This window comes from Pseudomonas sp. MM213, from assembly GCF_020423045.1.
Lineage (GTDB): Bacteria > Pseudomonadota > Gammaproteobacteria > Pseudomonadales > Pseudomonadaceae > Aquipseudomonas > Aquipseudomonas migulae.
This window is the reverse complement of sequence record NZ_CP081943.1, coordinates 1,499,101-1,520,033: the sequence shown is the minus strand read 5'-3', so window position 1 is coordinate 1,520,033 and position 20,933 is coordinate 1,499,101. Positions and strand designations below refer to the sequence as shown.

General features: G+C 59.1%; 15 protein-coding genes and 1 pseudogene. 11 read left to right on the top strand and 5 right to left on the bottom strand.

All coding sequences use genetic code 11. From position 1 onward, the window contains the following. Positions 1 to 501: 501 nt before the first annotated feature. The 9 genes and pseudogenes from K5R88_RS06755 to K5R88_RS06715 all read left to right on the top strand — a co-directional run bounded on the left by K5R88_RS06755 (position 502) and on the right by K5R88_RS06715 (position 8,291). The gene (locus K5R88_RS06755) at positions 502 to 1,293 is read left to right on the top strand and encodes a hypothetical protein (RefSeq protein WP_226299491.1); all 792 of its coding nucleotides are present in this window, start codon (positions 502 to 504) and stop codon (positions 1,291 to 1,293) included. Positions 1,294 to 1,569: 276 nt separating this feature from the next. Next, positions 1,570 to 2,418, top strand: coding sequence for a transporter substrate-binding domain-containing protein (locus K5R88_RS06750; RefSeq protein WP_226299490.1), 849 nt, complete (start codon positions 1,570 to 1,572; stop codon positions 2,416 to 2,418). Between the two features lie 52 nt (positions 2,419 to 2,470). Further along, positions 2,471 to 3,133: an amino acid ABC transporter permease gene (locus K5R88_RS06745; RefSeq protein ID WP_008033038.1), complete on the top strand. Its 663-nt coding sequence runs from the start codon at positions 2,471 to 2,473 to the stop codon at positions 3,131 to 3,133. 9 nt (positions 3,134 to 3,142) lie between these two features. Next, positions 3,143 to 3,805: an amino acid ABC transporter permease gene (locus K5R88_RS06740; RefSeq protein WP_008033040.1), complete on the top strand. Its 663-nt coding sequence runs from the start codon at positions 3,143 to 3,145 to the stop codon at positions 3,803 to 3,805. Next, positions 3,802 to 4,599: an amino acid ABC transporter ATP-binding protein gene (locus K5R88_RS06735; RefSeq protein ID WP_008033043.1), complete on the top strand. Its 798-nt coding sequence runs from the start codon at positions 3,802 to 3,804 to the stop codon at positions 4,597 to 4,599. The genes K5R88_RS06740 and K5R88_RS06735 overlap by 4 nt, the downstream gene beginning before the upstream one ends. A 30-nt stretch (positions 4,600 to 4,629) precedes the next feature. Further along, the gene (locus tag K5R88_RS06730; RefSeq protein ID WP_008033044.1) at positions 4,630 to 5,019 is read left to right on the top strand and encodes a RidA family protein; all 390 of its coding nucleotides are present in this window, start codon (positions 4,630 to 4,632) and stop codon (positions 5,017 to 5,019) included. A gap of 144 nt (positions 5,020 to 5,163) precedes the next feature. Next, positions 5,164 to 5,928 carry an IclR family transcriptional regulator gene (locus K5R88_RS06725; protein WP_008033782.1) on the top strand — a complete coding sequence of 255 codons (765 nt, stop codon included), beginning with the start codon at positions 5,164 to 5,166 and terminating at the stop codon, positions 5,926 to 5,928. 41 nt (positions 5,929 to 5,969) lie between these two features. Continuing rightward, positions 5,970 to 7,187, top strand: a complete 1,218-nt coding sequence (locus tag K5R88_RS06720; RefSeq protein WP_223437703.1) for an amino acid deaminase — start codon at positions 5,970 to 5,972, stop codon at positions 7,185 to 7,187. Positions 7,188 to 7,359: 172 nt separating this feature from the next. Further along, a pseudogene (locus K5R88_RS06715) lies at positions 7,360 to 8,291 on the top strand (sugar kinase). 139 nt (positions 8,292 to 8,430) lie between these two features. Here K5R88_RS06715 and K5R88_RS06710 read toward each other — a convergent pair. Beyond that, positions 8,431 to 8,706, bottom strand: a complete 276-nt coding sequence (locus K5R88_RS06710; RefSeq protein WP_007898282.1) for a peptidylprolyl isomerase — start codon at positions 8,704 to 8,706, stop codon at positions 8,431 to 8,433. A gap of 65 nt (positions 8,707 to 8,771) precedes the next feature. After that, the gene (locus tag K5R88_RS06705) at positions 8,772 to 11,309 is read right to left on the bottom strand and encodes a PAS domain-containing hybrid sensor histidine kinase/response regulator (protein WP_226299489.1); all 2,538 of its coding nucleotides are present in this window, start codon (positions 11,307 to 11,309) and stop codon (positions 8,772 to 8,774) included. A gap of 119 nt (positions 11,310 to 11,428) precedes the next feature. On the opposite strand from K5R88_RS06705, the gene K5R88_RS06700 reads away from it, so the two are divergent. Both K5R88_RS06700 and K5R88_RS06695 read left to right on the top strand, forming a co-directional pair. Next, entirely contained in the window at positions 11,429 to 12,538 is a 1,110-nt protein-coding gene (locus tag K5R88_RS06700) for a PilT/PilU family type 4a pilus ATPase (protein ID WP_226300240.1), read from the top strand. A 139-nt stretch (positions 12,539 to 12,677) separates the two neighbouring features. Continuing rightward, complete coding sequence (locus K5R88_RS06695; protein ID WP_226299488.1) at positions 12,678 to 16,526, top strand: hypothetical protein; 3,849 nt, start codon at positions 12,678 to 12,680, stop codon at positions 16,524 to 16,526. A gap of 18 nt (positions 16,527 to 16,544) precedes the next feature. On the opposite strand, the gene K5R88_RS06690 is transcribed toward K5R88_RS06695, so the two are convergent. From K5R88_RS06690 to K5R88_RS06680, 3 genes are all read right to left on the bottom strand, one after another. After that, positions 16,545 to 18,500, bottom strand: a complete 1,956-nt coding sequence (locus K5R88_RS06690; protein WP_226299487.1) for an acetoacetate--CoA ligase — start codon at positions 18,498 to 18,500, stop codon at positions 16,545 to 16,547. Between the two features lie 139 nt (positions 18,501 to 18,639). After that, entirely contained in the window at positions 18,640 to 19,413 is a 774-nt protein-coding gene (hbdH, locus tag K5R88_RS06685; RefSeq protein WP_008033792.1) for a 3-hydroxybutyrate dehydrogenase, read from the bottom strand. A gap of 7 nt (positions 19,414 to 19,420) precedes the next feature. After that, a complete protein-coding gene (locus tag K5R88_RS06680) occupies positions 19,421 to 20,812 on the bottom strand; it encodes a GntP family permease (RefSeq protein WP_008037115.1) in 1,392 nt (463 codons plus the stop codon). Positions 20,813 to 20,933: the final 121 nt, after the last annotated feature.

Genomic DNA, 20,933 nt, shown 5'->3' with positions numbered 1-20,933 from the left:
CCTGGGAATGTGACAAGGCTCTGGCTCAAGGCCAGCAGCGCTTGACTGCCTACTGAGATATAAATGAAAGCAGCCGGATCGGAGCTTGTCCAATTCGGTTCGGCGCTTGATTGATGACAATCAATTGCAGCGAATGCTCTGTCGATAATGGCTTTTGGACAGCAGTTTCCTTAAACGTTCAATCCAGTGCAAAGAAGGTCGCAGCGAGTCGGTTTTGGTCTCTTGCCAATTCGATCAACTTGATGAGCTCGGGTTGAAGGCCATTTTCGGGTATCGAGTATACGTGATGCATTCTCCACACCGTTATTGAACAGGGCCTCGCCGCTCAGTGCCAGCGAGGATGCCCGTACGCAGACATCGTCTCCTGTCAGTATTGACAGTAGACAAGGCTGTCGCTCCGGGGGCTTGATTGCACTCGGTTGAGTGTTGGACTCCAGGCCGTGCCGACAGTTTTTCAGCCAGTTTGATGAATTCATCTCTGGATATGGAAGGGTGGCCGGCATGATCTCGACAGCAGTGGACAGCGGTTTTTTCGATAGGCAATCACGATACTCCCTCTCTTTACTCACGGCACCGACGGTGTGGTTTTCCGCGTACGAAGTCGTGCGAGTGTTTCTTCCGGTACTGGTCGACTACCGCCCCGGCAGGGTGACCACGCATATCTCTGATCCTGTGCTGGCGCCAGGCGATTGCGTGTACATCACGTGGTTTAGCGATAAAGGGAAATATGAGGCCGAACCTCATCCCGTTGTTTCCTCTGGATTGCAACAGGTCGCTATTCCCGACGCCGCCGTGTTAATGCACTCGGGGGGCACAGTTGACGTCAGTTATACCGTCAGCCACCCGGATGGCACGCAATCGAGCTCCCACGCCTTCTCCTTCGTGGTGGCCACTGGCGAACTGGACATCGATCACCTGCCGGATGTCGAGATTGTCGAGGCGCGGGACGGCGTCCTCAAACTTGCAGATGTTCCGAATGGCGCCACTTTCCGTATTCCCCCGATTCGCGGTCTGCACCGAGGAATGTTTCTGGGGCTGAGGATTTACTCCACGACTGGCGGCATCCCGTGCGGTCCTGACGTTCCTCCACCTTGTGGCCCAGGCATCGAGTACCTGTTGGCGTGGCAGCAGATTCGCACGACCGCGGATGGTTTTCTGAGCTTTCGAGTGGATCCGACCGTGCTTCGGCCCCTCATCGGCAAGGAGTCCAGGGCCGGGTATGCAATCGAACTGCTCGATGGCTTGTTCTATAACAAAGGGGGGTTAAGCGGTTTGTTCCGGGTTGAGATGTAGGTGTGAGCCGGGCGCAGGCAAGGCGGCGCACCCGATCGGGTCAGCCTTCGCCCAATTGAGATGCTTTTACCCGCCCGTTGTGGCGAACGGTAGCGCCCAGTCGTTTGCACGAGCGCTACCGTTTTTTCCTGTTGCAGCGCATCCCGTTGATTTCACTCGATTTGTAATTTTCCGAGAAATGGCCCCACAACCTGTGGCACACTTTCTGCTGTCTATTCCGTTGTTACATACTCGGTTCCGGTATAGCGGAATACACATCATCCTGGAGTGCTTGCCATGCATCGCCGACCTTCCTTGTTTAAAGCGTGTGTTTTTCTTTTTGCAGCTTCGGCTGCTGCCATGGGCGTTGCCCAGGCGACGGACAGCAAGCTCGATAGCGTGCTGGCCCGTGGGAAACTGATCGTGGGCACGGGCAGTACCAATGCGCCGTGGCATTTCCAGGGCGCGGACGGCAAGTTGCAGGGGTTCGATATCGATATCGCGCGAATGGTCGCCAAAGGGTTGTTCAACGATCCGAGCAAGGTCGAGTTCGTGGTGCAGTCGTCCGATGCGCGGATTCCCAACCTGCTGACCGACAAGGTCGACATGAGTTGCCAGTTCATTACCGTGACCGCCAGCCGTGCGCAGCAAGTGGCGTTCACGCTGCCGTACTACCGCGAAGGTGTCGGCCTGCTGTTGCCGGCCAACAGCAAGTACAAGGAAATCGAAGACCTCAAGGCGGCCAATGACAGCGTGACCGTGGCGGTGCTGCAGAACGTTTACGCCGAAGAACTGGTGCACCAGGCGCTGCCCAAAGCCAAGGTCGATCAGTACGACAGCGTGGATTTGATGTACCAGGCCGTGAACTCCGGCCGTGCCGACGCCGCTGCCACCGACCAGTCTTCGGTCAAGTACCTGATGGTGCAGAACCCCGGTCGCTATCGCAGCCCGACCTACGCCTGGAGCCCGCAAACGTACGCGTGCGCAGTTAAACGCGGCGATCAGGACTGGCTGAACTTCGTCAACACCACGTTGCATGAAGCCATGACCGGCGTTGAATTCCCGACGTATGCGGCGTCCTTCAAACAGTGGTTCGGTGTGGATCTGCCTACCCCGGCCATCGGTTTTCCCGTCGAATTCAAATGACCCCGTGAGAGTGGGGCGCCCATAACGCGCCCCGTTCAAGGTACTGCTGACCATGAACTATCAGTTGAATTTTGCCGCCGTGTGGCGCGATTTCGACACCTTGCTGGCGGGGCTCGGCCTGGGCCTGGAGCTGGCGCTGGTGTCGATCGCCATCGGTTGCGTGATCGGCCTGATGATGGCGTTTGCTTTGCTCTCAAAGCACCGCGCATTGCGGGTGATGGCGTCGGTGTATGTGACGGTGATCCGTAATACGCCGATTCTGGTGTTGATTCTGTTGATCTACTTCGCGTTGCCGAGCCTGGGGATTCGTCTGGACAAGATCCCGTCGTTCATCATCACCCTGTCGCTGTATGCCGGGGCGTACCTGACCGAAGTGTTCCGGGGCGGTTTGTTGAGCATTCCCAAGGGCCAGCGCGAAGCCGGGTTGGCCATCGGCTTGGGCGAGTGGCAGGTCAAGGCCTACGTCACTGTGCCGGTGATGTTGCGCAACGTGCTGCCGGCCTTGTCGAACAACTTCATTTCGCTGTTCAAGGACACCTCGCTGGCGGCGGCGATAGCCGTGCCCGAGCTGACCTATTACGCGCGCAAGATCAATGTCGAGAGCTACCGGGTGATTGAAACCTGGCTGGTGACCACAGCGCTCTATGTTGCGGCCTGTTACCTCATTGCCATGATGCTGCGTTACCTCGAGCAGCGTCTGGCGATCCGCCGATAGGAGGCCCTCATGTACGAATCACCCAGTTGGTTGCATGAGTTATGGGTTGCCCGCGAAGTGTTGTGGCAAGGCTTCCTGACCAGTGTGCAGGTCTCGGCGCTGGCGATTTTGCTGGGCACGATGGTCGGCATTGTCGCCGGTCTGGTGCTGACTTACGGCAAGTTCTGGATGCGTGCGCCGTTCCGTTTTTACGTGGACATTATTCGCGGCACACCGGTGTTTGTGTTGGTACTCGCTTGCTTCTACATGGCGCCCGCATTGGGCTGGCAGATCAGTGCATTCCAGGCCGGAGCCTTGGGGTTGACGCTGTTCTGCGGTTCCCACGTCGCCGAGATTGTGCGCGGCGCGCTGCAAGCGTTGCCGAGCGGTCAAATGGAAGCGAGCAAGGCGATTGGGCTGACGTTCTATCAAGCCCTCGGTTACGTGCTGTTGCCGCAGGCGCTACGGCAGATCCTGCCGACCTGGGTCAATTCGTCCACCGAGATCGTCAAGGCTTCGACGCTGCTGTCGGTGATCGGCGTGGCCGAGTTGCTGCTCAGCACCCAGCAGATCATCGCCCGGACCTTCATGACGCTGGAGTTTTACCTGTTCGCCGGATTTCTGTTTTTCGTCATCAACTACGCCATCGAATTACTCGGCCGGCACATTGAAAAGCGGGTGGCCTTGCCATGACTCAACCTCAAGTTTCGAACGTTCCAAATGAGCAGCCCCTGCTGGACATTCGCGGGCTGCACAAAAAATATGGCCAGCTCGAAGTGCTCAAGGGCGTCGACTTGACCATGCAGCGCGGCAACGTGGTCACGCTGATCGGCTCCAGCGGCTCGGGCAAGACCACGCTGCTGCGTTGCGTGAACATGCTCGAAGAATTCCAGGGCGGACAGATCATGCTCGATGGCGAATCCATCGGCTATGACGAGGTCAATGGCAAGCGCATACGCCACCCGGAAAAAGTCATCGCCCGCCATCGCGCGATGACCGGCATGGCGTTCCAGCAGTTCAACCTGTTCCCGCACCTGACCGCATTGCAGAACGTCACCTTGGGTTTGCTCAAGGTCAAAAAGCTGCACAAGGACGAGGCTGTCGCGCTCGCCGAAAAATGGCTCGAGCGGGTCGGTTTGCTGGAGCGCCGCGATCACTATCCGGGGCAATTGTCGGGCGGTCAGCAACAGCGCGTGGCGATTGCCCGGGCGATCGCAATGAACCCGAGCCTGATGCTGTTCGACGAAGTCACCTCGGCCCTCGACCCGGAACTGGTGGGCGAAGTGCTGAGCGTGATCAAGGGCCTGGCCGAGGATGGCATGACCATGCTCTTGGTGACCCACGAAATGCGCTTCGCTTTCGAGGTCTCGGACAAGATCGTTTTCATGAATCAGGGGCGTATCGAAGAGCAGGGGCCTCCCAAGGAGCTGTTCGAACGCCCGCAATCACCGCGTCTGGCTGAGTTCCTCAAAAACACGCGGTTTTAACTTTTAGCTTTTCAATCAGGAGAAACACTCATGAGCATTACTCGTTACGGCACCGGCAGCAGCGCCGCTGGCGGTACGCCTCGTCCTTTCGCCCGCGCCGTTGAAGCCGACGGCTGGCTGCACGTTTCTGGCCAGGTGCCGGCGTTGGATGGCGAGATCATTGTTGGCGGCATCGTCGAGCAGACTCACCAGACCATGAAGAACCTGATCGCGATTCTCGAAGAGGCCGGTTATGGCCTCGAAGATGTGGTGCGCGCCGGGGTGTGGCTGGAAGATCCGCGGGATTTCACCAGTTTCAACAAGGTCTTCTCCGAGTACTTCAAACCCGAACACGCACCGGCCCGGGCCTGCGTGCAGGCGAACATGATGGTCGATTGCAAGGTCGAGATCGACTGCATCGCGTACAAGAAAAAGGCCTGAGATTTGCGGTGAATTCTTCGCGGGCAAGCCTCGCTCCTACATGAGCTCATCGTCTGTAGGAGCGAGGCTTGCCCGCGAAGGCGGCCTAACGGTCGACACGGCACTCTAGGTAAACTCCCGGCACTTTGAATGGGAATTTGAAACATGACCGAAGACACCATCAAGCGCCGGGCTCGCGGTCTGGACCGGGCGTTCGATATCCTCGATTTCCTCAAGGAGATCGGCCAGCCCCTGCGTCCGAATGAAATTGCCAGTGGCATCGGCAGCCCGAAATCCACGGTCTACGAACTGGTGGCGTCCTTGCTCGAACGGCGGATTCTGGAGCCCGTGGGCAAGGACGGTCACGTCTACCTCGGCCGTCAGCTGTACTTCCTCGGGCAGGCGCATTTGCGTCATTTCGACCTGACCCGCGAGGCCGATCACGCCTTGCAGGAGATCGTCAGCCAGACCCATGAAACCGCGCAGATGTGCCTGCTCAACGGGCGCAAATACACGGTGGCATTGATGAAAGAGGGTGAGCGGCATTTCCGCATTTCCTCGGACATCGGCGAAAACGCGCCGATCCCCTGGACCGCGTCCGGGCGCCTGTTGCTGGCGCACCTGAGCGACCAGGAAATCATCGACCTGATCGATCACGACGACTTCATCCTGCCTAACGGTGAACGCCTGCCGCTGGAGCAGTTTCTCGGTGAAATCCGTCAGGCCGGCATCGACGGTTTTTTCTCCTTCGACAGTGTCGCCGACACCTTTACCCATTGCTTCGCCGCCCCGGTCAAAGACCCGAACGGCGTGGCCATTGCGACCCTGTGCATCGTCGCCCCACGGGCCGATGCCAAGACGCATTACAACGACTATCGCCGGGTGTTGATCGACAACGCCAACCGCCTGGCCCGTCGCATTAACGAATAACAGCGGCTGTTCGCGGCCGCGAAAATGTGAGGAGTTCGACCATGTCTTCTGCCCAAAATACTGCTGCCGTGGAAAAGGGCTTTGCCCAGACCGGTGCCCATCTGGTGCGCGACGTCAGCCTGCCGGCGCTGGTGCTGCATCGCGAGGCGCTGGAACACAACATTCGCTGGATGCAGGCGTTCGTCAGCAACAGCGGCGCCGAACTCGCGCCTCACGGCAAAACCAGCATGACCCCGGCCTTGTTTCGCCGCCAACTGGACGCCGGCGCCTGGGGCATCACCCTGGCCAGCGCCACGCAAACCCGCGCGGCGTACGCACATGGTGTGCGTCGGGTGCTGATGGCCAACCAACTGGTGGGGACGCCGAACATGGCGCTGATCGCCGATCTGCTGGCGGACCCGACGTTCGATTTCCATTGCATGGTCGATCACCCGGACAACGTCGCTGACCTCGGTGCGTATTTCGCCTCGCGCGGTGTGCGCCTGAACGTGATGATCGAGTACGGCGTGGTGGGTGGCCGTTGCGGTTGCCGGACCGAGGAGGAAGTGATCGCTTTGGCCAAGGCCATCAATGCACAACCCGCGTTGGCACTGACCGGTATCGAAGGTTATGAAGGCGTGATTCACGGTGATCATGCGGTCACCGGCATTCGTGCATTCGCCGCGTCGCTGGTGCGTCTGGCGGTGCAATTGCAGGACAGCGGCGCGTTCGCCATTGCCAAGCCGATCATCACCGCGTCGGGTTCGGCCTGGTACGACCTGATCGCCGAGTCCTTCGAAGCGCAGAACGCTGGCGGGCGCTTCCTCAGCGTATTGCGTCCTGGCAGCTACGTGGCCCACGACCATGGCATCTATAAAGAAGCGCAATGCTGCGTGCTCGACCGTCGTAGCGATCTGCACGAAGGCCTGCGCCCGGCGCTGGAAGTCTGGGCGCATGTGCAATCGTTGCCGGAACCGGGTTTTGCGGTGATTGCCCTAGGCAAACGCGACGTGGCCTACGACGCCGGGCTGCCGGTGCCGTTGCTGCGTTACAAGGCCGGTGTAGTGCCGGCAACGGGCGACGACGTCAGTGCCTGCAAGGTAACGGCGGTGATGGACCAGCACGCGTTCATGACGGTGGCGCCGGGGATTGAACTGCGGGTGGGCGACATCATTTCGTTCGGCACTTCGCACCCGTGCCTGACGTTCGACAAGTGGCGCACGGGGTGTCTGGTGGATGAGCAGTTGAATGTCATCGAAACCATGGAAACCTGTTTCTAAGGTTCCAGACCGAGGCGCGGCCTTCGCGGGCAAGTCGAGTCGTCGCACCGCACGCTCCTACAGGATTTGTGCCGTAATCATCATTTGCGAATGACACAAAACCTGTAGGAGCGAGGCTTGCCCGCGAAGGCGCCCGACCAGACACCACCGAACCACCAGAGACACCACAACAATGAACACCATCAACACACTCGGCCCCAACATCCCGCGCATCGCCCTGATCGGCGAATGCATGATCGAGTTGCAACACAGCGCCGACGGCAGTCTGCAACAGAGCTTCGGCGGCGATACCTTGAACACGGCGGTCTACCTGTCCCGGGAACTGGGCGCGGCCGGCTCGGTGGATTACGTCACCGCCCTGGGCGATGACAGCTTCAGCGATGCCATGTGCCAAAGCTGGGCCGCCGAAAACATCGGCCTGGACATGGTCCAGCGCCTGCCCGGTCGCTTGCCCGGTTTGTACTGCATCCAGACCGACGCCGCGGGTGAGCGGCGTTTTCTCTACTGGCGCAACGAAGCCGCCGTCCGCGATTGCTTTACCACGCCAGCCGCCGCGCCGATCCTCGCGGCGCTGCCGGATTACGACGTGTTGTATTTCAGCGGCATCACCCTGGCGGTGCTCGGTGTGCAAGGTCGGGAGAAGTTGCTGGAAACCCTGATCGAAGCACGGCAGCGGGATGCGCGGATCGTGTTCGACAACAACTACCGGCCACGTTTGTGGGCGTCGATCGAGGACGCTCGGGCGGCGTATCGCAGCGTGTTGCCGTATGTCGATCTGGCGTTGCTGACTGTCGACGACGAACAGGCGTTGTTTCATTTTTCCGATTGCGAGGCGGTGTTCGCCGCGTACGAACAGGTGGGTACGCCGGAAGTGGTGCTCAAGCGTGGTGCCGAAGCGTGCCTGATTCGCTGTGAGGGCGAGTCGTTCGAAGTGCCGGCGCAGAAGGTCGAACGCGTGGTGGACACCACGGCGGCGGGGGATTCGTTCAGTGCGGCGTACCTGGCCAGTCGGCTCAAGGGGGGAGCCCGGTCGAAGCGGCGGAGGCGGGGCATCGGTTGGCGAGTCGGGTGATTCAGGTGCCGGGGGCGTTGATTCCGCGGTAGGTGGTGAATGGCCGGCTGCTGCGCAGTCGGATCGCGAGCAGGCTCGCTCCCACAATGGATCTGTGTACGCCGCAAATCCAATGTGGGGGTGAGCCGGCTCCGGGCGGCGTTCCGACGATGGGGTCCTCAAGGCAACCACTTAATCCCGATAAAACACCTGCACCAGGTGATAGCCAAACTTGCTCTTGATCGGGCCATGCACCACCCGCAACGGCTTCTTGAAAATCACCGCATCAATCACACCGACCATCTGCCCAGGCCGTACTTCACCGAGATCACCGCCGCGCTTGCCGGACGGGCAGGTGGAATACTTCTTGGCCAGCACATCGAAGGCTTCGCCCTTGGCGATGCGTTGTTTGAGCTGCTCGGCTTCTTCCGAGGTTTTCACCAGAATGTGGCGGGCTTGAGCTTTCATGGGGCGAGTACCTTGCAACGGTAGTGGCTATGTGGGTGGATCGGGGCGCGCGATTATGCCTCAACTCACTCGGGTTGGCCGATCATCGTGCGAATCTTGTTGGCCAGCAGGTCAACCGAAAACGGTTTGGCCACCATGTCCATGCCTTCCTCAAGGAAGCTCTGACGCTCGGCGGCCATTTCCGCGTAACCGGTCATGAACAGCACTTTGAGGTCCGGACGGTGCTGACGGGCGATTTCTGCCAATTGCCGACCGTTCATGCCTGGCAGCCCGACATCGGTCACCAGCAGATCGACCCGCAGACCCGATTCGAGCAGGGGCAGGGCGGTCTTCGCATCTTCGGCCTCATGGGCGTGATAACCCAGCTCCTTGAGCAGATCGAACACCAGCATGCGCACCGCCGGATCATCTTCCACCAACACCACGGTTTCCCCGGCTATCGCCGAGGGGGCCTCGCCGATGACCGGCGTCAGCACATCTTGCGGCTCCATCTCGTGCAAGCGCGGCAAGAACAGGCGCACGCTGGTGCCCTGGCCCGGCAGGCTGAACAGGCTCACGTGGCCGCCCGACTGCTGGGCAAAACCGTAGATCATCGACAAACCCAGCCCCGTGCCCTGGCCGATAGGTTTGGTGGTGAAAAATGGATCGAACGCCTTGGCCAACACTTTCGGGGTCATGCCGGTGCCGTTGTCACTGACGGCGATCATCAGGTAATCCCCGGCCTTGACGGGTTCCAGAATGTTGATGTCACTGCTGTCCAGATAGACATTGGCGGTTTCGATACGCAACTCGCCGCCATCGGGCATGGCATCCCGCGCATTGATGACCAGGTTGAGCAGGGCGTTTTCCAGTTGGCTGACGTCGGTGCTGACCGGCCAGGCTTCATCGGCCAGTTGCAGTTTCAGCTCGATGTGGTCGCCCTTGGTGCGGCTGAGCAAATCTTCCAGAGAATGAATCAGTTCGTTGGCGTTCAGCGGCTTGCGGTCCAGCGACTGGCGCCGGGAGAAAGCGAGCAGGCGGTGGGTCAGGGCCGCCGCGCGGTTGGCTGACGACACCGCCGCTTCGGTGAAACGGCCGATCTCGGCGGTGCGCCCATCGGCGATGTAGCGCTGCATCAGGTCGAGGCTGCCGATGATCCCGGTGAGCATATTGTTGAAGTCATGGGCGATACCGCCGGTGAGCTGGCCGACCGCTTCCATTTTCTGCGCATGGCGCAGGGCATCTTCGGCACGTTCGCGCTCGAACATTTCGTTTTGCAGGCGCTGGTTGGCTTCGGCCAATTGCTGGGTACGGGCGGCGACACGTTCCTCAAGGGTTTCGTTGAGGTTGCGCAAGGCTTCTTCGGTCTGTTTGCGCTCGGTTTCGTCGATCACGAAAATGTAGAAACCGTTCACCGCGCCATCCGGCCCGTGGCGGGGCAGGTAATTCATCAAGGCTTGTCGGGTGCTGCCATCACGATGCGGCGTGCTGATGCTGAAACAGCAGGTCCTGCCCGCCAGTGCTTCGGCGATGTATTCGGCGCGCAAGGCGTAGGCTTCTTCACCCAGCACCTCACGAATGGTCCGACCGTAAAGCTCCTGGGGCGTCAGCCCGTACCAGTCGAGGTACGCCGCGTTGTTCAGGCGAAAGCGTTCCTCGCTGTCGACGTAACTGATCAGGATCGGCATGGCGTTGATGATCAGTTGCAGCTCGGTCTGACTCTGGCGCAAGGCCTGTTCGGTGTGTTTTCGTTCGGTCAGGTCCAGCGCGGCGCCGAGGAAACGGATCGGCCGGCCATGGTGGTCCTTGTAACAACGGCCCCGGGCAAACACCCAGCGCAACTGGCCGTCGGGTTGCAGCAGGCGATATTCCTCGGCGTATTCGCTGCCCTGGGTGATGCACTGCTTAATGCCGCGGGTGACCATCGAGCGGTCTTCCGGATGCACGGCTTCGAGATAGTCGCTGATGGGCAACTGACTGGCGAGTAGCGGATCGATGCCGTGCAATTGGGCGAAGTGCGCGTCGGCAATGAAGCGGTCTTCGCCGATGTCCCAGTCCCAGGTGCCGACGGCATCAGTGGCGGCCAGCGCCAATTGCAGGCGCTCCTCGGTCTCGCGCTGAGCCTTCAGGCTGGCGGCCGAGCGCTGCTCCAGTTCGAGGGCGATGCGTCGGCGTTCATTGGTTTCAATGGCCGTGACCAGAATCCCGGCGACTTCGGCGTGTTCATCGCGGATCGGGCTGTAGGTCAAATCCAGCCAGAAGTCGGAATCATTCCCGTCGCGTTGCAGGGTGAAGCGCTGTTCGCTGTAGGTCCGCACCTGGCCTTGTAGGACAGCGCTGTAAATCGGGTCGGTAAAGTCTTTGAGTTCTGGCCAGATCTGGTGCGTCGGTTGTCCGAAAGCGTGCGGATGCTTGCTGCCGGCCAGCAGTGCGAAGCCGTCGTTATAGATCTGCGTAAGCTGCGGCCCCCACAGCAACAGCATCGGCATCGGTGAGTGAATCACGATGTCCACCGCTGTGCGCAGGCTCTGCGGCCAGTCACTGGCGGCGCCGAGCGGGGTGCGCGCCCAGTCCAGTCTGGCAATCAAGGCCTGGGCATCGCTGCCGGTGGGTACTGCGTTCATCAAGGTGTCCTGCACGTCTGTCGGGGTGACGGCGTCTACTATCCTAGGGCGGTAGACGCTGAATGACCGATTTTTCGGGTCATTTCTGTTCATTGAATGCTTCGCGGGTGTTTTTTGCCATGGAAATCGATGCGCTGTTAAAGACCCTGTCTAGCCAGGAGGGTTCCGATTTGTACCTGTCCACCGGTGCGCCACCCTGCGCCCGGTTTGACGGTGTACTCAAACCCTTGGCCGACCAGCCGTTCAAACCGGGGGAAATCGCCGCGATTGCCGCGTCCATCATGGACGCCGAACAGCGATTGGAGTTCGATCGGGAGCTGGAGATGAACCTGGCGATTTCGTTGTCGGGTGTCGGGCGCTTTCGGGTCAATATTTTCAAGCAACGCAACGATGTGTCGATCGTGGTGCGCAACATCAAGCTCGATATTCCGCGTTTCGAAGACCTCAAGTTGCCACCCGTGCTGCTGGAAACGGTGATGCTCAAACAAGGGCTGATGCTGTTCGTCGGCGCCACCGATTCGGGCAAGTCGACCTCGCTGGCGGCGTTGATCGATTACCGCAATCGCCATAGCAGCGGGCATATCGTCACCATCGAAGACCCTATCGAGTACATCCACCGGCACAAAAAATCGATCATCAATCAGCGCGAGGTCGGCGTCGATACCCGCAGTTTTCATACCGCGCTGAAAAACACCCTGCGCCAGGCGCCCGATGTGGTGCTGATCGGTGAGATCCGCGACCGCGAGACCATGGAGCATGCGCTGGCGTTTGCCGACACCGGGCATTTGGTGATTTCCACGTTGCATGCTCACAACGCCCATCAGGCGCTGGATCGCATTATCAATTTCTTCCCGCAAGAACGGCGGATGCAACTGCTGCATGACCTGGGCAACAACCTTAAAGCGTTCGTTTCCCAGCGTCTGGTGCGCACTCGTGACGGTCAACGCAGGGCGGCGGTAGAAGTGATGCTGGGCACGCCGACCGTAGGCGACCTGATACGGCGCAATGAATTCGCCGAGCTCAAAGGCATCATGGAAAAGTCCGCCGAATTGGGGATGCAGACCTTCGATGGCGCCTTGTATGCGCTGGTGCTGGAAGGTGTGATCAGCGAGGACGAAGCGTTAAAAAATGCGGATTCGCTGAATAATTTAAAGTTACACCTTAAGTTGCACAGAGAGGGAGCATCGATATTAAGTTCGTCCAGTGATAAATGGGGGTTGGCCGACTGATTACAGGCATCGCTTGAACTTTGTTGAATCTGATTTTTGAAATGTTTCCTTGTGGTTTTTTGCTGTTTAGTTGCTCGTGAATAAGTAAGGATTCGGCTGGTCTTAATCAGTCGAATAATAAAATTCATGAGGTTGTTTTATGTGTGAGAAGTTTAAATATAAAGACTATCAAGTTGTCGGCTCTGTTTCCGAGGTGCAGTATCAGTGGCTAAAGGCCGATGCTGCCGAGCGACAACTCGTACTAAGCCTGTTGCCAACTATTATCGAGGAGCAAGAGGGCGACGGGGATTACAGTTGGCAAGGCTATGAGTTGGAATTGGTAGACGGGTCTTCGCTTTATGAAGTCCATATGCCGGGTCGAGCGGCGTGGAGTCACCTGGCCAACTACACGGTCGTGATGGATGAGCTCCGTCGCCACCGCCCCGAGAACATGGCGGCAACCCGAATCAATGAAGCCGGTGGCTTGGAGATATTTCGAAAAGACAGTGCCGTGTGGGAAGTCGTCGACGTGGATATCGTCCACCAGTCCCACTACTACCAGAAACTGCTGGTGGTCGGGGACATTGCCAGGCAGGCCGGTGGTTACGTTTATACCGAAGATTTAGTGGATGTGGAGCAATGGCTGAAGTTTCATGGCCTGGCAGTTCCTCGAAATGCGAGCGAAGTAAAAAACCTGATTGCGCTTTTCGAGTTTGATCCCGATGTTGACGAGTTGGGTAACTATTGGGGCCAGCTCGTTACGGATGACCCGACGTTGGCCGTCTTGTCGGCTGAGCAACGTGCCGCGATTCGGGAGGCCACGCCACTTGTCGCCAACAACACCAAATTGCTGGATAAGTTGTACCGCGAAACGGGGCGCGGCTTTGCGACGCACGATAACGCCGCTGAGCGGATGGTTCAGTTGGTCAAGCACCCTGTGGCCCAGGCCAGCGCCAGGGCACTGCTGGAGGCGTTGGACTGGTTCGGTGCGCAATCCGGGCAAGATGTCTCTTCGCAAGATCTCGAGCAACTGCTGATAACCAGTCTGTTGCTGGACCTTTATCCGACTCTCGGCAGCACCCAGGAGCGCAAGAGTATCGGTGGTTTCGATTTATATACGCCGACCAATGTTGAGCGCTCGCCAGCCTTGGTGCGTGAAGAGTTGCAGGCCTTTCTCCATACCAAAGGCTGGGTTGATCCTGCCGCGGCACCGCTGGCGTGTCACCTGCTGCTGGCGGAGATCGCACCGGAATTTCTGGTCAGGGGCGTTCCATCGGCGCTGACGATGGGCTCGGTTTCCTGGGTGACCTTTTGCCATGGCGTTGCCCTGGCGGAAGCGGTCAGGAAGGGCGCGTCACGTGTGCTGACGTATGCGCAAATCATGGCGTATGTCGAATTGGAGCCTGTGAGCGAACCACTGTCCCGACTGCGGGATTTGGCAATGATTGACCCGATTGTCGATTGGGCACTGATGAATGGCGTTATCAGCGCAAGCGAACTCAACCAAGCGGCGAAGGAAACCACGGAGCAGGCAATCACGGCGTTCCAGGAATACGCAGAGAACTTCACCCATCTTGCGCGCATCTATTCCAGCCCCATGCCCAACCGCGAAACCATGGCGCGCGAAGCGTTGCAAGGCGCAGTGCCGGAGTGTGATTTCCTCGACGATACAGTGCTTTATCAACGCCCCGGCCTCTATGCATCCCCTAACCCCATGTCGATGGTCGGCTTGCATATGTCGGGAGATCTGACGGGTGGCCAGTGGGATTTTCGTGCGGTCTTTCCCGACGAAGTTATTTCCAAAACACCTGATTTGCATGCAGGCCTGACCAATTACAAAAGGCCAACCTATTACGATCCTTCCGTCACCAGCCTTTATAGTCGCTTTCCAAGGTTGCTGAGACTGCCGTCCAACAATGCCGAATACCATCGCCTATTACGGGACTATCACGGCAATTTGAATAAAGCGCTGATGACCAATGTGAAATTGGCCCTTTCACACATGCTTCCCCATGATCTGGATATCTTTCTGAAAGGCAAGATCAGCTTTTTTACCGTTCGTCTTCCGGCAACCAGGACCGAGTCTTACTTCTCAATATCGCCTGTGCCTATTTCAACGACCTACGAAACCCAGCACAGTAACGATGCTGTCAAGGGACGCTTTGGCATTGTCATGTGCGCTACACACGGAAACACGGCCGCGTGTTATGAGTTGTTTACCTTGCGCGGTGAACTGCGGAAAAACAGCACGCTCGCCTCGCTGATCATCTCAACAGGCAAATTGCGGGCTGCAGCCAGGTTGGACTTCAACGGGGATTTGAATGCGCCTCTTCGACCCACGCCTCCCGAATCGTTACCGCTCTCTGTTGTTGAATACACGGACGGGGTTGTTGCTGAGAATGACGCCAGCAGCTCCATGGCGATTATTGAAAAGCTCGGCGAAATCCCCGCGCCAGCGTCTGTGGCGGCGAGGCAGCAGAGTACCTACGGGAACTTCGCTAATCCGCAACTGGTGCGAATTGCCGAGTTCGTTGTGAACAATCATCCGTTCCGCACGTTTGACGAAATCGAATCAATGGCGACCGTGCCGACAGCGCTCGAAAGCGAACGCAAAAGGGGCGAAGAGACTGCAGATTACATCGTGAATCTGGTGGTTCCGTTTAAAAAATGCATCGAGGATTTATCTTCCGGTGAACACAACAAGGTCGTCGACGGGATCTATGGATGCGTCATGGACACTATTGCATTGGGAGGCGCCTTCGTGGGGGCGGGCGCCAAAGCGCTGAGCATTTCGGCAAAAGCCATCTCGACAACGACCAAAGCTGCGCGCTTGACCCAGCTGGCCTTCATGACGTCTGTTTCCTTGTTCAACCCCGTGGATGATGTACCAACGGTGTTTTATGGCGCCGGGAAGCTCATCCACAAGGGCGCGTTACGTTTCAGCAGGCAGGCGCAAGAGCTTCTCGGGCTGGCGAAGTCCCAATTGGGCAGACTCCATGGCACTCATAAATCCTATGACCTGATCCGCGCAGCCAACAACCTCCATACCGGGCAGGGTAACTGGCGTCCCCGTGGTGCAATCGGTGAGACGCTCACGGTGGTGGCGGCACGCAACAATTTTCAATGGTATGCCCTCGACCGTCTGGGCAAAGCCTGGGGACCAAAACTGAACAACTTTGCTTATGTGGCCCCTGTCCGATTGCCACGTTCCACCAAGACATTGCCCGTCAGTTACACCCGACAGTTCATTGAGCAAAGCCTGCCGCGAGCCCGGACCAAAATCGAAAACGCGATCAATGCCTTGACCCATCGTGACTTCGAAGCTCAACGCAAACTGGTCGCCAGACTGCTGATGGGAAGCGACTCGAACGAGGCAATCAATCAGTTGGGGAATTATCTGAGAGCGATCAGGGCGGACTTTGCGGGCGTGTCCATCAGTAATTTTCTTCTCGATCCGCTCAAGGACACCCACCACATCGCGGCTTTCGATACGAGCGCTTACCAGCAGTGGAAAGGTGCCACCGGGCCATCCGATACGACGTTCATTGAAATCTATACCGCCAATCTCAACAGGCACTTCATCGGCCTGGGGTTCAACCATGATGTGGTCGCAGACGACTTGATCCATGAGTTGTTTCACGGACCTGCGCAGATCGGTGATGTCGCCTATGCCCGCGACGCCGGCAATGTCGGCGGTGGGCAGTCGCTGGATGTGTCGGCGCTGCTGAACCTTGCCTCCGGGCAGCTTGCGGTGACTGATGAAGGCGATGACCTCCACGCCAGTTCCAAAGCCTTTGAAAACGCCGACTCACTGGCGGTGGCCACTTCGCTGTTGAGCCAGTTGTACACGGACAAGGGCGGGTATGAACGCAACATGGCCCTGCTGCAAGATGCACTTGAAGCAAATCCCGATAGCGCAATCGGTGATCCGGTGCTGATCACGCTGAACAACCCTGATGTGACGGCGCAGGGGGCTGCGTCAGGCAGGCCCGGCGCGTCCGTTGGATAATTCAGAAGTGCAGGCCGTTTAACAAGCCAGTTCTGGCCGATCCCGAAATTGCTCCAGCGCTTCGGGATTGGCCAGCGCATCGGTGTTTTTCACCGGCTGGCCATGCACCACGTTCCTCACCGCCAACTCGACCACTTTGCCGCTGATGGTGCGCGGAATGTCCGTCACCGCGACAATCTTCGCCGGTACGTGCCGTGGCGTGGTGTTGGCGCGGATGACCTGGCGGATCTGCTGTTGCAGTGCCTCGTCCAGTTCGACCCCCTCGACCAGCCGCACGAACAGCACCACCCGCACGTCGTCTTGCCATTGCTGACCGATGGCCACGCTGTCGGTGACTTGCGGGACTTTCTCCACCTGACGGTAAATCTCCGCCGTGCCGATGCGCACGCCGCCGGGGTTGAGTACCGCATCCGAGCGCCCGTGAATCATCATCGCGCCGTGAGCCAATTGTTCGGCGTAATCGCCCTGGGCCCAGACGCCGGGGAACAGGCTGAAATAAGACGTGCGCAGTTTTTCCCCGGTCGGGTCGTTCCACAGGCCGACGGGCATGGCCGGAAAGTGTCGGGTGCAGACCAGTTCACCTTTTTCGCCAATGACCGCGCGGCCGGCATCGTTCCAGACTTCGACCGCCATCCCCAGGCTTTTGCCCTGGATTTCGCCGCGACGCACTGCCAGCAGCGGATTGCCGTTCACGAAGCACGAAACGATGTCTGTGCCGCCGGACATCGACGCCAGGCACAGGTCGGCCTTGAGGTCACGGTAGACGTAGTCGTAACTTTGCGGCGATAGCGCCGAGCCGGTGCACAACAGGGTTTTCAGCGTGCCGAGATTATGGCTTTGCCGAGGCTTCACGCCGTTGCTTTCCAGGGTCGCGAGGTACTTGGGACTGGTGCCGAACACGCTGATGCGTTCGTCGTCGATCAGGTCGATCAAGCGCTCCGGGCCGGGATGAAATGGCGAGCCGTCGTACAGCACCACGGCGCTGCCGACGGCCAGGGCTGACACCAGCCAGTTCCACATCATCCAGCCGCAAGTGGTGTAGTAAAACAAGCGGTCGCCGGGCCCGAGATCGCAATGCAGGCCGTGTTCCTTGGCGTGTTGCAACAGCACGCCACCGGTGCTGTGGATGATGCATTTGGGCACGCCGGTGGTGCCGCTGGAATAGAGGATGTACAGCGGATGGGCGAAAGGCACGGCAACAAAATCCGGCTCGCCGCCCGGTTCGTAGAACGCATCCCAAAGCGTCACGCCCGCGTGGGTGCGGAAGTCTTTGATGTGCGCTTGGGGTCGTGCGTAAGGCACCACGATCAGCTGTTGCAGCGACGGCAGGCGTTCAAGGATTTCGTTGACCTTGGCGCTCTGGTCGATGTCTTTGCCGGCATAACGGTAACCGGCGCAGGTGATCAGCACTTTCGGTTCGATCTGGCCGAAGCGGTCGATGACGCCCTGGGTGCCGAAGTCCGGCGACGAACAGGACCAGATCGCCCCGAGGCTGGTGGTGGCGAGCATGGCGACCAGGGTTTGCCAGGTGTTCGGCATGCACGCGGCGACGCGGTCGCCAAGGCCGACACCGACGGCGATCAAGCTGTTTTGAAAACCGGCGACATGCTCGGCCAGTTCGGCCCAGGTCAGTTGTTCGCGCTGGCCATTTTCACCGATCGCAATGACGGCGACGGCATCGTCACGACGGCGCAGCAAGTGTTCGGCAAAGTTCAGGGTGGCGCCGGGAAACCACTGGGCGCTGGGCATGTGATCGCCTTCGATCAGCACGGCGTCCGGTTGCGTATGGAAACGGATGTCGAAGAAATCGACGATGGCTTGCCAGAAATCGACCCGTTGATCGATGGACCATTGGTGCAGGGCGGCGTAGTCGGCAATGTCGAGGTGGTGGCGTTGATTGATGGCGCGCCGGAAGGCGTCCATGCGGGTCTTGGCGATGCGTTTGGCGTCAGGTTGCCAGAGGATGTCGGACATTTTTTGCCTCTTCTTTTATCTTCAGATCCATTCGCGGGCAAGCCTCGCTCCTACAGGTTATCGGTGTTTTCATGAACGACGCATGACCTGTAGGAGCGAGGCTTGCCCGCGAAGAACGATAACGCGGTCTATCGCCCAATCACTGCGCCAACCACCCACCATCTATATTCCACGCCGCGCCCCGCACTTGGCTACCGGCCTCACTGCACAAAAACAGTACCAGTTCACCCAGCTGAGGCGGCGTAACGAACTCCAGCGACGGCTGCTTCTCGGCCAGCAAATCGTGTTGCGCCTGCTGCGGATCAACCCCTTTGGCGATGCGGTCGTCAATCTGCTTCTGCACCAACGGCGTCAACACCCAGCCTGGGCAGATTGCGTTGCAGGTGACGTTGGTCGTGGCGGTTTCCAGGCCGACCACCTTGGTCAAACCGATCACCCCATGCTTGGCCGCGACGTAAGCCGCCTTGCCCACCGAACCGACCTGGCCATGCACCGAGGCGATATTGATAACCCGCCCCCAACCCTTGGCACGCATGCCCGGTAAGCTCAAACGGGTGCTGTGAAACACCGACGACAGGTTGATCGCAATGATCGAATCCCAACGCTCCACGGGAAAATCTTCCACCGACGCCACGTGCTGAATGCCGGCGTTGTTGACCAGAATGTCCACCCCGCCGAACTCGCGCTCGGCGTAGGCGATCATGTCGGCAATCTGCGCCGGGTCGCTGACATCGGCGGGGTGATGACCAACCTTGCCACCGAACTGTTCAACCTCGGCAATCACTGTGGAGGCATCGCCGAAACCGTTGAGAATCAGGTTGGCGCCAGCCTTGGCCAGGCTGAGGGCGATGCCCAGGCCGATGCCGCTGGTGGAGCCGGTGACCAGTGCGGTCTTGCCTGAAAGAGTCGTCATGAATACCTCACACAATGCCAGTGGCGTAGAAAGTACCGATCACCACAAAAACCGCCAGGGTCTTGATCAGCGTAATACAGAAAATGTCTTTGTAGGCTTCGCGGTGGGTCAGGCCGGTCACCGCCAGCAAGGTGATGACCGCGCCGTTATGCGGCAGGGTGTCCATGCCGCCACTGGCCATCGCGGCGACGCGGTGCAGCACTTCCAGGGGAATGTTCGCCGCATGGGCCGCAGCGATGAAGTCATTGGCCATGGCCGCCAGCGCAATACTCATGCCGCCCGATGCGGAGCCGGTGATACCGGCCAGCAAAGTCACGGTGATCGCTTCGTTGACCAGCGGGTTGGGAATGCTTTTGAGCCAGTCGGCCAGCACCAGAAAGCCTGGCAAGGACGCGATCACCGCACCAAAACCGTATTCGGACGCCGTGTTCATTGCTGCCAGCAATGAACCGCTGACCGCACTTCTGCTGCCTTCGGCCAACTTGCCGCGAATCGCCTGGAAGCCGAACACCAGCACCATGATGATGCCGACCAGCAACGCAGCCTGAACCGCCCAGATCGCCGTGAGTTTGGCGACATCGGTGGTTACCGGTGCGGCCATGCCTGGCAGCGCGAGGCTGTGGGTCTTGCCGTACCACTGGGGAATCCACTGGGTAAACAACAGGTTCATGATGCCGACGGCCAACAGCGGCGACAGCGCGATCCACGGATTCGGCAGTTTGATGTCGGCGGCGGTTTCCGGCTCGTTGCGCAGGTCGGTGCCGTAGCCTTCGCCCGAAATCTGAGCCTTGTTGCGCTGGCGCTGCAGAAACGCCATGCCGGCGCAGACCACGAAGATTGCGCCGATCAAACCCAGCCACGGCGCCGCCCACGCGGTGGTGTTGAAGAAGGTGCTGGGGATGATGTTCTGGATTTGCGGGGTGCCGGGCAGGGCGTCCATGGTGAACGAGAAGGCGCCGAGGGCGATGGTCGCCGGGATCAGGCGCTTGGGAATATTGCTCTGGCGGAACATCTCGGCCGCGAACGGGTAGACCGCAAACACCACCACAAACAGCGACACGCCGCCGTAAGTGAGCAGGGCGCAAACCAGCACGATCACCAGCATCGCCTGACGGGTGCCGAGCAGGCGAATCGCCGCCGCAACGATGGAACGCGAGAAACCCGACAACTCGATCAGCTTGCCGAACACGGCGCCAAGCAGGAACACCGGGAAATACAGTTTGATGAAGCCGACCATTTTCTCCATGAACACCCCGGTAAAAGCAGGGGCGACGGCGGAAGGGTCGGTGAGCAGGACGGCGCCGAGGGCGGCAATCGGTGCAAAGAGGATAACGCTGTAGCCACGGTAGGCCGCGAGCATCAGCAGCGCGAGGGCTGCCAAGGCAATGATCACACTCATGGTGTGTCTCCTGGATTGTTATTTTTGTGGGGTGAAACGGTGTGGGGGAGGGCTTTAGCGAGATTTGTGCCAAGGTGGCAACATGTTGAAATATAAGGATATTTATTGTTTTTTCAGAAGC